General features: G+C 71.4%; 14 protein-coding genes. All 14 read right to left on the bottom strand.

What is annotated here, in order from left to right:
* Positions 1-7: 7 nt before the first annotated feature.
* The 14 genes from VMR06_RS01260 to ccoN all read right to left on the bottom strand — a co-directional run bounded on the left by VMR06_RS01260 (position 8) and on the right by ccoN (position 14,605).
* Positions 8-2,371 (bottom strand): TonB-dependent hemoglobin/transferrin/lactoferrin family receptor, encoded by a 2,364-nt coding sequence (locus VMR06_RS01260; RefSeq protein ID WP_325372165.1) that lies wholly within the window; start codon positions 2,369-2,371, stop codon positions 8-10.
* A gap of 165 nt (positions 2,372-2,536) precedes the next feature.
* Positions 2,537-4,003, bottom strand: coding sequence for a DUF2271 domain-containing protein (locus tag VMR06_RS01255; RefSeq protein WP_325372163.1), 1,467 nt, complete (start codon positions 4,001-4,003; stop codon positions 2,537-2,539).
* A gap of 61 nt (positions 4,004-4,064) precedes the next feature.
* Positions 4,065-5,084, bottom strand: a complete 1,020-nt coding sequence (locus VMR06_RS01250; RefSeq protein WP_325372161.1) for an EF-hand domain-containing protein — start codon at positions 5,082-5,084, stop codon at positions 4,065-4,067.
* 123 nt (positions 5,085-5,207) lie between these two features.
* Entirely contained in the window at positions 5,208-6,005 is a 798-nt protein-coding gene (locus VMR06_RS01245) for a DUF4198 domain-containing protein (protein ID WP_325372159.1), read from the bottom strand.
* A 139-nt stretch (positions 6,006-6,144) separates the two neighbouring features.
* Positions 6,145-6,873, bottom strand: a complete 729-nt coding sequence (locus VMR06_RS01240) for a sulfite exporter TauE/SafE family protein (protein WP_325372157.1) — start codon at positions 6,871-6,873, stop codon at positions 6,145-6,147.
* Positions 6,870-7,034, bottom strand: coding sequence for a cbb3-type cytochrome oxidase assembly protein CcoS (gene ccoS / locus VMR06_RS01235; protein ID WP_325372155.1), 165 nt, complete (start codon positions 7,032-7,034; stop codon positions 6,870-6,872). The genes VMR06_RS01240 and ccoS overlap by 4 nt, the downstream gene beginning before the upstream one ends.
* Positions 7,031-9,454: a heavy metal translocating P-type ATPase gene (locus VMR06_RS01230; protein ID WP_325372153.1), complete on the bottom strand. Its 2,424-nt coding sequence runs from the start codon at positions 9,452-9,454 to the stop codon at positions 7,031-7,033. The genes ccoS and VMR06_RS01230 overlap by 4 nt, the downstream gene beginning before the upstream one ends.
* 10 nt (positions 9,455-9,464) lie before the next feature.
* Positions 9,465-9,707, bottom strand: a complete 243-nt coding sequence (locus VMR06_RS01225) for a hypothetical protein (protein ID WP_325372151.1) — start codon at positions 9,705-9,707, stop codon at positions 9,465-9,467.
* On the bottom strand, positions 9,704-11,128 hold the full coding sequence (ccoG, locus tag VMR06_RS01220) for a cytochrome c oxidase accessory protein CcoG (protein WP_325372149.1): 1,425 nt from the start codon (positions 11,126-11,128) through the stop codon (positions 9,704-9,706). Before ccoG ends, VMR06_RS01225 begins: the two co-directional genes overlap by 4 nt.
* Positions 11,125-11,361, bottom strand: a complete 237-nt coding sequence (locus tag VMR06_RS01215; protein WP_414648038.1) for a hypothetical protein — start codon at positions 11,359-11,361, stop codon at positions 11,125-11,127. Before VMR06_RS01215 ends, ccoG begins: the two co-directional genes overlap by 4 nt.
* Before the next feature lie 80 nt (positions 11,362-11,441).
* Complete coding sequence (gene ccoP / locus VMR06_RS01210; protein WP_325372147.1) at positions 11,442-12,404, bottom strand: cytochrome-c oxidase, cbb3-type subunit III; 963 nt, start codon at positions 12,402-12,404, stop codon at positions 11,442-11,444.
* Positions 12,401-12,559, bottom strand: a complete 159-nt coding sequence (locus tag VMR06_RS01205; protein ID WP_325372145.1) for a cbb3-type cytochrome c oxidase subunit 3 — start codon at positions 12,557-12,559, stop codon at positions 12,401-12,403. The genes ccoP and VMR06_RS01205 overlap by 4 nt, the downstream gene beginning before the upstream one ends.
* Complete coding sequence (ccoO, locus tag VMR06_RS01200; RefSeq protein ID WP_325372143.1) at positions 12,556-13,167, bottom strand: cytochrome-c oxidase, cbb3-type subunit II; 612 nt, start codon at positions 13,165-13,167, stop codon at positions 12,556-12,558. Before ccoO ends, VMR06_RS01205 begins: the two co-directional genes overlap by 4 nt.
* 10 nt (positions 13,168-13,177) lie before the next feature.
* The gene (gene ccoN, locus VMR06_RS01195) at positions 13,178-14,605 is read right to left on the bottom strand and encodes a cytochrome-c oxidase, cbb3-type subunit I (protein WP_325372141.1); all 1,428 of its coding nucleotides are present in this window, start codon (positions 14,603-14,605) and stop codon (positions 13,178-13,180) included.
* Positions 14,606-14,872: the final 267 nt, after the last annotated feature.

Here is a 14,872-nt window from a genome sequence, read left to right as displayed (position 1 = left end):
GGCGTCGTCAGAACCGATAGGTCAACGAGACGCGCACGTTGCGACCGGGCTCGGTATAGCGGTCGATGCCGTCGCCGCGCACGCCGCCGCGCACGCCGCCCGAGCCTTCGGTGACGAAGCGCACGCGCTGCCAGCGCAGGTATTCCTCGTCGAACAGGTTGTAGACGCCGGCGTTGAGGCGCAGCTTGTCGGTGATCGCGACGTTGGCGAGCAGATCGAACACCGTGTAGCGGTCGCTCAGGAAGTCCGAAGTCGGCTCCAGACTGCCGTCCTCGGCGGTCTCGACCGCGTCGCCGCGCTTCTTGGCCGCCGAGTGGGTCAGATTGCCGGTGACGCTCCAGCGCCGCGACGGCGCCAGGTAGCGCAGGCCGATCACGCCGGACGCCGGCACGATGCTGGTCAGCGGATCGCCGTTGCGCTTCTCGCCCTCGTTGTACGAATAGGCCAGGCGCAGGCTGAAGTCGCGCCCGAGCAGCCAGCGGCCCTCGACCTCGATGCCCTTGACGGTCACGCGGCCGGCGTTCTCGGGGGTCAGGTACTCGTCGCCGTACTCGATCGTGCAGCTTCCGTCAGTATTGCAGACCTCGTAGCCGGTGTCCGGATTGCGCACCCGCGTGACCTGCTCGATGAAGTTCGAATAGCGGTCGCGATAGGCCGAGATGCCGAACAGCTGGCGGTCGCTCTGCCAGCGCCAGCCGATCTCGGCGTTGAGGCTCTTTTCGGCCTCCAGGTCCGGATTGGCCACCGAATCCCACAGCTCGACCTCGGCGCCGCTGCCGGCCTCGACGCCCGGCGTGGTCGAGGTCGGCGAGTACATGTCCTCGACCGTCGGCGCGCGGAAGCCGCGGCCGACCTGGGCCCAGATCGTCTGCGCGTCGGTGAGCCGGAAGTCGGCGCCGAGCTGCCAGGTCGGCGATGAGAAGCTGACGTCGCCGATCGTGCCGCTGGGATCCTCGAACTGCGGGTCGAACGAGGGCTGGTAGTCGTAGCGGTCGTAGCGCAGGCCGGCGGTGACGCCGAAGCGCTCGCCGATCGTCATGCGGTCGCGCAGGTAGAGGTTCCAGCTGTCGATGTCGGTCTCGGGCACCAGGTCCGGATCGACCTCGATCAAACCGATCTCGCCGGTCTGGCCGACGTAGCGCGTATCCACCGCCGAGAACGACGCGTCGCGCCTCTGGTAGGCCAGTCCGTACATCAGCGCGTGCGTCACCGCGCCGCTCTCGAACGCCTTGTCGAAATGCACCGTCATCCGGTCCAGCGTCTGCGCATAGTCGCGATCCTCGGTGCGCAGGCACGGACGCTGGCCCTGCGGACAGGTCGAGGAATTGAACAGCATCGTGGTCAGGCCGGCGGTGTCCTGCTTCTGGTGGTCGTAGCGCCATTCCATCGTGTCGAACAGCGCGCCGTCGGCGGTCCAGGTGTAGTGCAGGCCGTAGCGGTCGCGGTCGGAGACGTCGTGGCCGGTGCGCGTCAGATAGCTCGCGTCCAGGCGCGACAGCGCGGCGCTGTCGACGGTCGACTCGGCGCGTTCGACGACCACGCCGAACCGGTGCGCCTGCGACAGCACGAAGTCGACCTTGGCCAGCAGGTTGTCGCTGTCGGTCTCCATCGGATCGGGCGTGCGCCGCTCCGGGCCGGTCGTGCCCGGCACCTCGAAGTGCGACATCCGCTCGTTGCCGCGGCGCCGGGTGTAGAGCAGCATCGATTCGACGATGCCGGTCCGGTTCGCGAACGTGGCGGTCGCCGCGGCCTCGTCGCTGTCGCTGGCGTAGGCGGTCTTGATCGCCACGTAGGTGTCGTTGCCGGCGGCCTTGAGATAGTCCGCCGCGTCCTTGGTGACCAGGACCACCGCGCCGCCGAGCGCGCCGCTGCCGGCGGTGATCGAGTCGGCGCCCTTGATGACCTCGATCGTCTTGAGCGCGTCGATGTCGACGCCGCCGCGCATCGCGCGGAAGAAGTCGTAGGCCTGGTAGCTGACCGGGTCGAGCGTGTCGCCGAGGCTGAGGCCGTCGACGGTGATCGCGACGCGATCGCCTTCCAGACCGCGGATGTTGAAGCCGGTCGAACCGAAGCGGCCGATGTCGGTCACGCTGACGCCGGGGATGTAGCGCACCGCATCGTCGAAGCTGCGTGCCATCTCCTCGTCGAGCTGCTTGGCCGAGATCACCGTGACGTTGGCGGTGGCCGACTGCGCCGGCTGCTCGGCGGCAGCCTCGACCAGGATCGTCTGCAGCGTGTCGGCGCTGTCGGCATCGCCGTCTGCGGGTGCGGTCTGTGCCGCGGCCGGGACGGCCAGTGCGGCGGCGACCGCCAGGGCCAGCAGCGAGCGCACCGGCAGAGGCCGGCGGCGGGAAGGGAGAAGCGCGTTCATGTCGTGGAAGCTCCGCAGTGAGAGAACGAAGAAGGAGGCCGCTGCCGATGGGGCGCGGCTTCGATACCTGGCTGCGGGGCGGGCGGCCGTGCGGCCGCTGCGTTGCTCGGTGATCGGCAGCGGCGCCGTCCGGCGTCGCTGCGGGGGAATGGGTTGCGCGGCGGCTCAGCGCGCCTGCGGGCCGAAACTCAGATGGACGCGGCCGACCTCGCTGCTGCCGCTGCGCTCGACCTCGACCGGCTGCGCCGAGACCGCGAACGGCACTTGCAGCAGCTCGTGACCGCCGTGTTCGCGCGCCGCTTCGACGACGAGCACGTAGTCGCCGGCGGCGAGCGCCCGGCCGTGGTCGTCGCGGCCGTCCCAGGTCACCGTGTAGCGGCCGGGCCGGCGCGTCTCGCGCGCGATGCCGTGGATCGCCGACTCGTCGCGCCGGCCGTAGCGGCGCCACCAGGTCGGCAGTTCGCGCAGCCAGCGCGCACTGTCGCCGAGCACGATCAGCTGGCGCAGCGGCGCGCCGTCCGCGGCGGCGATCCAGATCGCCAGGTACGGCCGGCGGTACCCGGCCGCCGATTGCTGCGGAATCTCGTAGTCGACCGCGAACGCGAAGCCCGCCGGCCAGGACGGATCGCTGCGCGTCCCGGCGCCGAGCAGCGCCGGCCAGCCGGACGACGCGAACGGCGTACCGGCCTCGGTGACGATCAGCGCCTCGACGTCCGGCAGGCTCTCGACGAGGTCCAGGCCGGCGCGGATCGGCATCACCGTCAGCGCGGTAGCCAACGCATCGGCGGTGGCGGCGTCGGGGGCGACGACGAATGCGGACGGCGCGTACGCCAGCGGCCAGCCCTCCTTCGGATCGACGATGTGGCCGTAGCGCTTGCGCGCGATCTCGATGCCGCGGCTGCCGTGTCCGCTCGCCGCGATCGCCTGCGAGCGCAGCTCGAGCGTGGCGATCGCACCGCCGTTGTCGCTGGGCCGTTGCGGATCGGCCAGCGCGACGCGCCATGGCGTGCCGCGCGCCGGCTCGCCCCAGTAGACCGCGTCGCCGCCGATGTCGATGCGGATGCCGGTCGCGGCCGGCGCCGCCCGGCGCACCCGTTCCAGCGCGCGGTCGAGAATCCAGCCCTTGGCCAATGCATCGGCTTCCCAGGCGATCCCGGCCGGCCGCACGACGCGCTCGGCATCGAGGTCGACCGCCGCGCGATCGATCGCACGCGCCAGCTTGCGCAGCTCGGCCCGGTCCGGCGGGGCATCGGCGCCGGCCGCGGCACGCCAGCGCGCGAGTACGCTGCCGAGCCGGCAGCTGAAGGCCCTGGCGGTCTGCTCGCGCCAGTGTTCGCAGGCGCGCAGCACCGCCTTCAGTTCCGGCGACAGGCTGCGCGGCTCGCTGCCCGCGTTGTAGCGCGCCAGCTCGCTGTCGTCGCGCCAGACGCTGAGCACGCCGTCCAGGCGCGCGATCTCGGCGAGTGCCGCGTCCAGTGCCCGGTCGACGTCGGCCTCGGGCACGCCGGCCATGGCCAGCTCGAACGAGGTGCCGAGCACGTTGTCGCGCTGACGCAGGGACGGCTCGGCTGCGGCCGGTACCGCCAGCGCGAGCGCGAGCGCGGCCAGCACGCCGCGAATGGCATGGTTCATCGTCGTTGTCTCCGGTGCCGGCTGCCGCGTTCGCGGGGCCGGCGGATGTCGGGTGGCGCGATCAGCGCGACGCGGCGCCTGCGGCGTTCTCGCGCGGCGGCGGCGGCGGATCGTCACCGGCCACGACGCCGTCGCCATTGGTATCCAGGCGTTCGAACATGCGCTTGCCGGACGCGGCGTACTCGGCAGGGCTGATGCGCCCGTCCTTGTCGGTGTCCAGCGCCTTGAAGCGCACCGCCGACTGCTTGTCGCGATTCTCGCGCGTGCGCGCGATCTGGCGGTCGAGGCGGTCCTCGAACTCGAGCAGGTATTCCTCCGCGTCGATCCGGCCGTCGCCATTGGCGTCGGTGCGCGCATACGCCTCGCCGCGCAGCCGGTCGAACTCCTCGCGCGATACCGCGCCGTCGCCGTCGGCATCGTAGATCTCGAGCATGCCGGCGCGCGTATGCGTGCTCGGCATCGCGATGACGTCGCGCCGCGGTGCACCGGACGCGCGCGCGGCACCGGTGCTAGCCGCCTTGGCCGCCACCATCTCCGTGCCAGCCGCGGCGGCCGGCGCCTCGCGCCCGGGCTCCGGATCGGCGGCCTCGATGCGCCCGTTCTTGTCGGCGTCGCCGCGCGCGAATGCGCGGGTTCCCGAGGCGTCGTACTCGGCGCGGTCGACGTAGCCGTTGCCGTCGGCGTCGAGCGAACGGAAGCGCGTATGGGTCTGTTCGACATGACGCGCGCGCGCCGCCTCGATCTGGCGGTCGTTGCGCACGGCGTACTCGAGCACGTACTCGTCCACCTCGACGCTGCCGTCGCCGTTCTCGTCGGTCTCGGCATAGCGCTTGAGGCGGAAGGCGTCGAACTCGGCGCGATCGACCCGGCCGTCGCCGCTGCTGTCGAACTGCTCGACGAAGCGCGCGATCGCGGCCGCACCGTCCTCGCGATGGCCGGCCGGCTCGGCCAGGGTCGCCTTGGCGGCGCCCTTGGCGGCGCCCTTGGCAGCGTCCGTGGCGGCGTTGGACGTCCCGGCGGCGAACGCCGGGCACGCGGTGAGGACCAGGGCGATCAGCACGCCCAGCGGATGCTTGTTCATGACAACCTCGTCGAACGGAACGAATGGAGCGCCGGCGGCGCGATCGCGCCGGCGTGAAAGGTCCTGCGGAGTCCGGATTCGCGGCAGCCTCGGTGCAGGTGCGGAAACGGATGGCGCGCGGACTCAGGGATCGAGCACGCGGAAGCTCAGCGTGTAGCCGTAGCCATACTCCGGCGCGGCCGCACCGGCCGGTGCCTTGCCGCGATGGCGGACCACGGCCAGCCAGATCCCGGCCGTGGTCAGCGCGAACGTCGCCTTGCCGGCGGCATCGGTCGTCAGCTTGGCGGCCGCCTGCTTGCTGCGGCCGTCGCCGGTCGCCGGAAAGATCTCGACCGTCGCGCCGGGCAGCGGCGCGCCGTCGAAGCGCAGCTCGAACGCGAAGTCCTCACCGGTGTAGAGGTCGCTCGGATGCGTGACCGGCACGATCTCCAGGCCCGAGCCGGTCGGCGTCAATGCCGCGCGCGACGGCGCGCCGAGCGTGACGTAGCTCTCGGCCAGGTTGACCGACTGGTAGTGCGCGATCAGCTGAGCGCCGGGCGGCAGTTGCTTGGCCGGATCGCGCGTGCTCTCGGTCTTGCCGTCGAGCGTCCAGGTGCGGAACACCGCGCCGAGCCGGCGGCCGCTGCTGAAACGGTAGGTGCCCTTCGCGTCCAGCGTGTGCTCGATCACCGCGCGCGTCTTCAGCCGATGCACGGTCTGCGCCGGCACGCGCGCCCCGTCGGGACCGAGCACGACGAATTCGCTGTCGTCGAACACGACCTCGGGCACGAACAGCTCTTCGGCGAACGCGGCGTCGAGCGTGACCCGGCCGCCGTGCATCGGCTCGAAGCTGGCCGGCGCCAGGTATGGCGTGTGCGCGTGGGCGAGAAATGGAACGAGCGCGGCGAGCAGGCCGCCGACCAGTGAGGAGGGTGACTTCATGGCGGGATCCCCGAGAGAAAGCGGAGCCCGGGCTGACGCGGCTGGGGCGGAGATTTGGCAGTCTAAATCAGATGCGAACCATTCGCAATTGAGAAACGCATGGAATGCGCCTCGTCCGCCGCCTCGCCGCAGCGACGCCTCAGTACGCCGTCGTGCAGTCGAACGGCAACCAGCCATGCAGGCCCGGCATCTGCGCGACCAGCCACGGCCCCGACATCACCAGTGCCGCGCAGGTCAGCAGCGCCATGCCGGCGGCGCGGCGCACGTTGCGGCGGCCGGACCAGGCCATCAGCCGCGGCGCGCCCCAGCCGGCCGCCAGCATCGCCGGCAGCGTGCCGAGACCAAAGGCGGCCATCGTCGCCGAGGCCTGGACCGGATCGGCCGAGACCGCCGCGATCAGCAGCACCGTGTAGACGAAGCCGCACGGCATCCAGCCCCAGACCATGCCGAACGCGAACGCGCGCGGGAACGTCGCGACCGGCATCAGCCTGCGTCCGAGCGGCGCCAGGCGCAGCCAGATCCGGCGGCCGACGATGTCGCCCGGATCGCGCAAACGGCCGAGGATCACCAGCGCCGACAGCAGCAGTGCGGCGGCGCTCGCCGCGCGCAGGGCGGCGCGGACGCCGTCGATGTCGAGCAGACCGACGATGCCGCCGCCGATGCCGCCGATCAGCGCGCCGGCCAGCGCATAGGACGTGATCCGACCGGCCTGGTAGCCGACCAGCAGCAGGCGGCGCGTACCGCCGCGCCGGTCCTTCGCGGTGACGATGCCGAGTGCGCCGGAGATGCCGCCACACATCAGCACGCAATGGCCGCTGGCGACGACGCCGAGCAGCAGGGCCGCGACGGAGCCGAGCGGCGTGCTCATCGGCCGCCCTCCCCGGCCGGCGGCCGGTCCTCGGCGAGCGGACTCAGCGCCGGGGTGTCGAGATCGTCGAACTGGGCGTGGTTGACGGCCCAGAAGAACGCCCAGACCGCCAGCGCGAGCAAGGCGATGCTGAGCGGGATCAGCAGCAGGATGATGTTCATGCCGTGCGCTCCCGAGGGCGTACCGCGACCGCGCGCGGCGGCGCCTGCGGCCGCGGCGCGGCACGGCCGATCCGCAGCGAGTTGACGATCACGACGACCGAACTGGCCGACATGCCGATCGCCGCCAGCCACGGCGGCACCAGGCCGAACGCGGCCAGCGGTACCACCGACAGGTTGTAGCCGAGCGCCCAGTTGAGGTTCTGGCGCAGCGTACGCAGCATCTGCCGCGCGATCGCGCGCGCGTCGAGCAGCGCATCGAGTCGCTCGGCCGGCAGCAGGATGCCGCTGGCCGCCTGCGCCAGCGTGGCGCCCTCGCCGATCGCCACGGCGACATCGGCGCCGGCCAGCACCGGCGCATCGTTGACGCCGTCGCCGACCATCGCGACGCGATGGCCCTGTGCGCGCAGCTCGCCGAGTCGGGCCAGCTTGTCGGCCGGCTGCGCGGCGGCCTGCCAGCACTCGATGCCGAGCCGATCGGCCATCGCCGCGACGCGCGCGGGCGCGTCGCCGCTGACGATCTCGCAGCCGGCGCCTTCGGCGCGCAGGCCGTGCACGAGGCGCGCAGCGCCGGCGCGCGGCTGCTCGGACAGCGCGAACCGCGCGACGATGCCGTCGGCGTCCGACAGCACCAGCGCATCGTCTCCGGTTGCCGCATCGCCGAGCGAGAACGCGGCGCGGCCGAGCCGGTAGCGGCGGCCGCCGACGCGGCCTTCGACGCCGGCGCCGCCGACATGGCGCAGCTCCTCGACCGGCGGCACTGCGCACGCGCCGGCGGCGCGGCGCACCGCGCGCGCCAGCGGATGATCGCTGCCCTGCTCGAGCGCGGCGGCGATCGCGACGGCCGCATCGCGGCTGCCGCGCCGGACCTCGGTCGCGGCCAGGTCGAGCTGCGGCTCGGCCAGCGTGCCGGTCTTGTCGAACACGAAACGGTCGGCCGTCGCCAGCGCCTCGAGCGCGTCGGCGTCGACGACCAGCACGCCACGCGCGGCGAGCACCGCGACCGCGCGCGTCAGCGCAGCCGGCACCGCGAGCGCGAACGCGCAGGGGCAGCTGACGACCAGCACCGCCAGCGCTGCGGTGAACGCGCGCGCCGGGTCGATCAGGCTCCAGACCGCCGCGGTCGCGATAGTCAGCAGCAGCACGCGCACGACGAAGCGCGACGCGCGCGCGTCGGCCAGCCGTGCCAGCTGCGGGCGCTCGCCGGCGGCGCGCGTGACCAGACGCACCACGCCGGCCAGCACGGTATCGGCGCCGACGCGCTCGACGCGGATCTCGACCGGGCCGTCGAGCACGAGGCTGCCGGCGATCACCGTCTCGCCGGGCCGGCGCGTGCGCGCCGCCGATTCGCCGCTGACCAGCGACTCGTCGACGCGGCAGGCGGGACCGGCGAGCACGCCGTCGGCCGGGATCGCCGCGCCGGCGCCGACGCGTACCACGTCGCCGGGGACCAGTTCGTGCACGCCGACGGTCTCGAAGCCCTCGCCGCCGCGGCGCTCGGCCAGCGGCGGCTGCAGCCGCGCCAGCGCGTCGACGACGTCGCCGGCGCGATGCCGCGCGCGCATCTCGACCATGCGCCCGGCCAGCAGGAAGAACACGAACATGCTGACCGAATCGAAATAGATCTCGTGGCCGCCGCGCAGCGTCTCGACCAGGCTGGCGACGTAGATCGCGCCGATCGCCAGCGCGACCGGCGTGTCCATCGACAGCCGGCGCGCGCGCCACTCGCGCAGCGCGCCGGCGAAGAACGGACGCGCCGAGTACAGCACCACCGGCGTGGCGACCAGGAAGCCGAGCCAGCGGAAGAAGTCGCGCACCGCCGGGTCGATGCCGTCGAACACGCCGGCATACAGCGCGACCGCGTACATCATCGCCTGCATCGCGCCGAGTCCGGCCACGACCAGCCGCTTGAGCGCATCGCGCGTCTCGCGCTGGCGCAGCGAATCGATCGCGTCGGCGGTCAGCGGATGCGGCGTGTAGCCGAGCCGCGCCAGCGCCGACAGCAGTGACGAGAGCTGCGTACGCTTCGGATCGTAGGCCAGCACGACGCGGCGCGCGGCCGCGTTGACGCCGACCTCGTGCACGCCCGGCTCGGCACCGAGCGCGCGCTCGATCAGCCAGGCGCAGGCCGCACAGCGCAGGCCCTCGACCAGCACGACGACCTCGGCGCGATCGGGACCGCGCCGGCGCACGTGCAGCCGCGCCAGCTGCGGACGATCCCAGGCCTCGTAGGCATCGGCGGCTGCGGCCGGCGCGGCCGGCTCGCTGCGCAGGCGGTAGTAGTCGGCCAGGCCGAGGCCGTCGATCCATTCGGCCGCGGCGCGGCAGCCGATGCAGCACACCGGCCGCTCGCCGCCGCCGACGCGAGCGTTCAGCCGCACCGCGGCGGGCACCGGCTCGTGGCAATGGAAGCAGCGCGTCACGGCGGCTTCGTCAGCCGGCCTTCGCCGGCAGCGGCGGCGGCTGCTGGGCGATCGGCGGAATCTTGCTCGGCCGCGGCACGTCGCCGGGCACGGCGATATGCGCATCGGGCGTGCGCACCGCGGTCACGACCAGCGACAGCGAGCCGATCACCGTGGCGCCGAGCAGCACCACGATCAGCCAGACCTCCGGCACGCGATACCAGGCCAGAGCCGGCCGCGTCGACGGATGCAGCGCAGCGGAATGGGCGTTCATGGCGACTCCGGGGCGAAGAAGTGGGATTTGCCGCGCGCCAGCACCGTGCCGTCGGGGCCGGTCACCAGCACCGCGATCCGGTGGCGTCCGTGGACCTGGCCGCCTTCGGCGCGCAGCGTCATCGGCAGCGAGTACACCTCGCCGGCGGCCAGCGTCACCGCCGGCGCGCCGAGCATGCGCAGCGGCAGGTCGGTATCGGGACGGATCGTCAGCGCGAGCTCGGCGTCGGTCTTGTTGACGAGCTTGACCGCATAGCCGTTCTCGATCGCGCCTTGGCGGATGCTGCGGAACAGCGTGTTGCGGTCGTGCAGCACCTCGACGATGACCGGCGCGCGCGCCGCCACCGCCCAGACGAACGCGCCGACGAACGCGCTCAACAGCCCGGCGTAGATCGCGGTGCGCAGGCGCAGCAGGCGCGGCCGCTGGCCGGCCAGCGCGTTCTCGGTCGTGTAGCGGATCAGGCCGCGCGGGTAGCGCATCTTGTCCATGACCGCATCGCAGGCGTCGATGCAGGCCGCGCAGGCGATGCACTCGATCTGCAGGCCGTTGCGGATGTCGATCCCGGTCGGACAGACCTGCACGCAGGCCAGGCAGTCGATGCAGTCGCCGAGGACCGGTTCGGCGCTCTCGCTGCGCGCGGCGTCGGACACCACGCGCAGGTTGGCGCCGCGCTTGCGGTGGCCGCGCGGCTCGCCGCGCGCGGTGTCGTAGCTGATGACCAGCGTGTCCTTGTCGAACATCGCGCTCTGGAAGCGCGCGTACGGGCACATGTATTTGCAGACCTGCTCGCGCAGGAAGCCGGCGTTGCCGTAGGTCGCCAGCGCATAGAACACGATCCAGAACGCCTCCCAGCCGCCGAGCGTCCAGCCGAGCAGCTCGGCCGACAGCTCGCGGATCGGCGTGAAGAAGCCGACGAACGTGAAACCGGTCCACAGCGCGAAGCCGATCCACACCGCCTGCTTGGCGGTCTTGCGCAGCAGCTTGGCGCGGCTCCACGGCGCCTTGTCGAGCTTGATGCGCGCGTTGCGGTCGCCCTCGATGCGGCGCTCGATCCACAGGAACACCTCGGTCCACACCGTCTGCGGACAGGCATAGCCGCACCACAGCCGGCCGGCCAGCGCGGTGAAGAAGAACAGGCTGACCGCGGCGATCACCAGCAGCATCGTCAGCAGGTAGAAGTCCTGCGGCCAGAACGTCAGACCGAATACGTGAAAGCGCCGCGCCGGCAGGTCGAACAGCACCAGCTGCTGGCCGCCGATGCTGATCCACGGGAACACGTAGAACATGCCGAGCAGCCAGAACACCGCCGCCGTGCGCAGGCGCTGGAAGCGGCCGTCGACCTCGCGCGGATAGACCTTGGACTCCTTCGCGTAGAGCCCGCCGTCGGCACCGAGCACGGCGATGTCCAGGCGCGGCTTCACAGCGGCTCCGGCGGATCGCGGTCGGGCGCGTGCAGCGGCGGCGCGATCAGCAGCGCCGTGAACGCGCACGCGCCGAACGTGCACAGCCAGAACATGAAGAAGCCGATCGTATAGCCGGCCTGGCGGCTGATCTCGACCTTGGGCCAGGTGATCGCGGCCAGATCGAGCGGATCGACGATCGCGAAGAACACCATCGTCGCGACGCCGGCGGCGAAGAACGAGGGCCAGACCACCGCCCCGATCCGGCGCGCGGCAGAGTCGCGCGCGGATCGTTCGGCTGGGCGCAATGCACCTGGCTCGGGGCGGTACGTGCTCATGGCGAGGCGCCCGCTCCCGGCGTCGCGCGGTCGGCGCTGGTGGCGGCATCGGCCGCGGCATTCTCGGCCGCCTGCGAGAGCACCCAGGCCGCGGCCAGGCGCGCCCGGTCGGTGCCGATCAGCGGCTCCCAGGCCGGCATCGTGCCGCTGCGTCCGTAGACGACCGCCTCGCGGATCGCGGCCAGATCGCCGCCGCCGTGCAGCCAGACGTCGTCGGTGAGGTTCGGCGCGCCGAGCGCGTTGTTGCCGGTGCCGGCGACGCCGTGGCAGGCCGCGCAGATCGTCTCGAACTTCGGCTTGCCGAGCGCGGCCAGCCGCTGGTCGTGATCCTGTCCGGACAGCGACAGCACGTAATGGGCGACCTCGTCGACGCCCTCGCCCGGCAGCGTCGCGGCCAGCGGCGGCATCATGCCGTGCCGGCCGTGCAGCACGCTGGCCAGCACCGTGTCCGGATCGCCGCCGTACAGCCAGTCGGCGTCGACCAGGTTCGGATAGCCCTTGGCGCCGCGCGCATCGGAACCGTGGCAGGCCGCGCACTGGTTCGCGAACACGTTGCGGCCGACCTTGGTCGCGGCCGGATCGCGCGCGAGCTCGGCCAGCGGCCGGTCCCGGAAGCCCGCGTACAGCGATTCGAGCTTGGCGTTGGTCGCCGCCAGCGTGCGCTCGACCTCGCCGCCCGAGGTCCAGCCGAGCCGGCCGGCGAAGTTGCCCAGGCCCGGATAGAACACCAGATAGCCGATGCTGAAGACCACGCTGAGCACGAACAGCCACAGCCACCAGCGCGGCAGCGGATTGTTGAGCTCGGCGATGTCGCCGTCCCAGACGTGGCCCATCGTCTCGACCGGCGCATCCGGCGCGGTCGGCGCGCTGCCGCGGGCGGTGGCCAGCAGCAGCCAGACCAGGCCGACGATGTTGAGCACGGTCAGCGCGATGACGTAGAGACTCCAGCCGCCGCTCATGGCCGCACCTCGCGTGCCGGCTTGGCGGCCGCATCGTCCTCGAGCGGCAGGCGTGCCGCCTCGCCGAACCGCTGGCGGCGCGGCGCGCCCCAGGCCCAGACCCAGACGCCGAGAAACAGCGTCAGCAGCAATGCAGTGAAGATTCCCGACATCATGGCGCGGCCTCCTTCGGCGTGACGCCCAAGCCCTGCAGATAGGCGACGACCGCGTCCACCTCGGTCTGCCCGGTCACCGCGGCGCGTGCGCCGGCGAAGTCCTCCTCGCTGTATGGATGCCCCATCAGTGCGAGCACCTTCATCTTCTTCTCGATCTGGTCCGGGTCGACCAGTGCCTGCGACAGCCACGGATAGCCGGGCATGTTCGACTCGGGCACCACGTCGCGCGGATTCTTCAGATGCACGCGATGCCAGTCGTCCGAGTAGCGGGCGCCGACGCGCGCCAGATCCGGTCCGGTGCGCTTGGAGCCCCACTGGAACGGACGGTCGTAGACCGACTCGCCGGCGGTCGAGTACGGACCGTAGCGCAGCGTCTCGGACGCCAGCGTGCGCACCATCTGCGAATGGCAGCCGTAGCAGCCCTCGCGGATGTAGACGTCGCGGCCGGCCAGGCGCAGTGGCGAGTACGGCTTGACGCCGGGCGCGGGCTCGATCGTCTGCGCCTGGAACATCAGCGGCACGATCTCGACCAGGCCGCCGACCGCGATCGCCAGGACGATCAGGATCGCCATCAGGCCGACGTTCTTCTCGATCAGTTCGTGTTTCATCGCGGGCTCCTCAGGCGTGCGCCGGTGCCGCAACCGGGATCCGCGGCGGCTCGCGCAGCGGCACCACGGTGCGCCAGACGTTCCAGGCCATCAGCAGCATGCCGGACAGGAACATCAGGCCGCCGACGAAGCGGGTGACGTAGTAGGGATAGGTCTGCCGGACCGACTCGATGAACGTGTAGGTCAGCGTGCCGTCGGCATTGGTGGCACGCCACATCAGGCCCTGCATGACGCCGGCGATCCACATCGCGGCGATGTAGAGCACGATGCCGATCGTGGCGATCCAGAAGTGCGCGTCGATCGCCTTGATCGAGTACATGCGCTCGCGCCCGTACAGCCGCGGCAGCATGCTGTAGATCGCGCCGATCGTGATGAAGGCGACCCAGCCCAGCGCGCCGGCGTGGACGTGTCCGATCGTCCAGTCGGTGTAGTGCGAGAGCGAGTTGACCGTCTTGATCGACATCATCGGACCTTCGAAGGTCGACATGCCGTAGAACGACAGCGAGACGATCATGAACTTGAGGATCGGGTCGGTGCGCAGTTTGTGCCACGCACCCGACAGCGTCATGATGCCGTTGATCATGCCGCCCCAGCTCGGCGCGAGCAGGATCAGCGAGAACACCATACCGAGCGACTGGGCCCAGTCGGGCAGCGCCGTGTAGTGCAGATGGTGCGGACCGGCCCACATGTAGACCGAGATCAGCGCCCAGAAGTGCACGACCGACAGGCGGTAGGAGTAGATCGGCCGCTGCGCCTGCTTGGGCACGTAGTAGTACATGATCCCGAGGAAGCCGGCGGTCAGGAAGAAGCCGACCGCGTTGTGGCCGTACCACCACTGCACCATCGCGTCGACCGCGCCGGAGTAGACCGGATAGGACTCGGTCCAGCTCACCGGAATGGCGATGCTGTTGACGATGTGCAGCACCGCCACGGCCAGGATGAACGCGCCGAAGAACCAGTTGGCGACGTAGATGTGCTTGACGCGGCGCTTGACGATCGTGCCGAAGAACACGACCGCGTAGGCGACCCAGACCAGGGCGATCAGGATGTCGATCGGCCAGATCAGCTCGGCGTACTCCTTGCCCTGGCTCAAGCCCAGCGGCAGCGTGATCGCCGCCAGCACGATCACCGCCTGCCATCCCCAGAACGTGAACGAGGCCAGCGCGTTGCCGAACAGGCGCACATGGCAGGTGCGCTGCACGACGTAGTAGGCCGTCGCGAACAGGCCGCTGCCGCCGAACGCGAAGATCACCGCGTTGGTATGCAGCGGACGCAGCCGCCCGTAGCTCAGCCACGGCACCCCGAAGTTCAGTGCCGGCCAGGCGAGCTGGGCGGCGATCAAGAGGCCGACCGCCATGCCCACGATGCCCCAGACCACGGTGGCGATCGTGAACTGGCGGACGACGGTGTCGTTGTAGATGTCCTCGCCGCTTTGCATGTGCCATCCCATTGAAGATCCCGGGCGGCAGTGTCGGCGCCGCGCTGCCGGGACGACTTGACCAGGATCAAGTCGGATGCCGGCATCGGCCGAGCGGCACGCACTTGACGAGCACCTGCGACAACCTGACGCGCCGCCGACCGGCGCAGCGCCGGCGCAGCCGCCGATTGCTCGCCGGGCCGGGATTGATGGTTAAATCGCCAAGCCTGCGTGCAGCCTCCCGGGATGGACCGCCGCCGGCGGCCGTCGACCGTGCGCGCCCGCGCG

This window comes from Dokdonella sp., assembly GCF_035511235.1.
Taxonomy (GTDB): Bacteria; Pseudomonadota; Gammaproteobacteria; order Xanthomonadales; family Rhodanobacteraceae; genus Dokdonella.
Note: the sequence above shows the minus strand (reverse complement) of the source record. Positions and strands in the feature narration are given on the sequence as shown.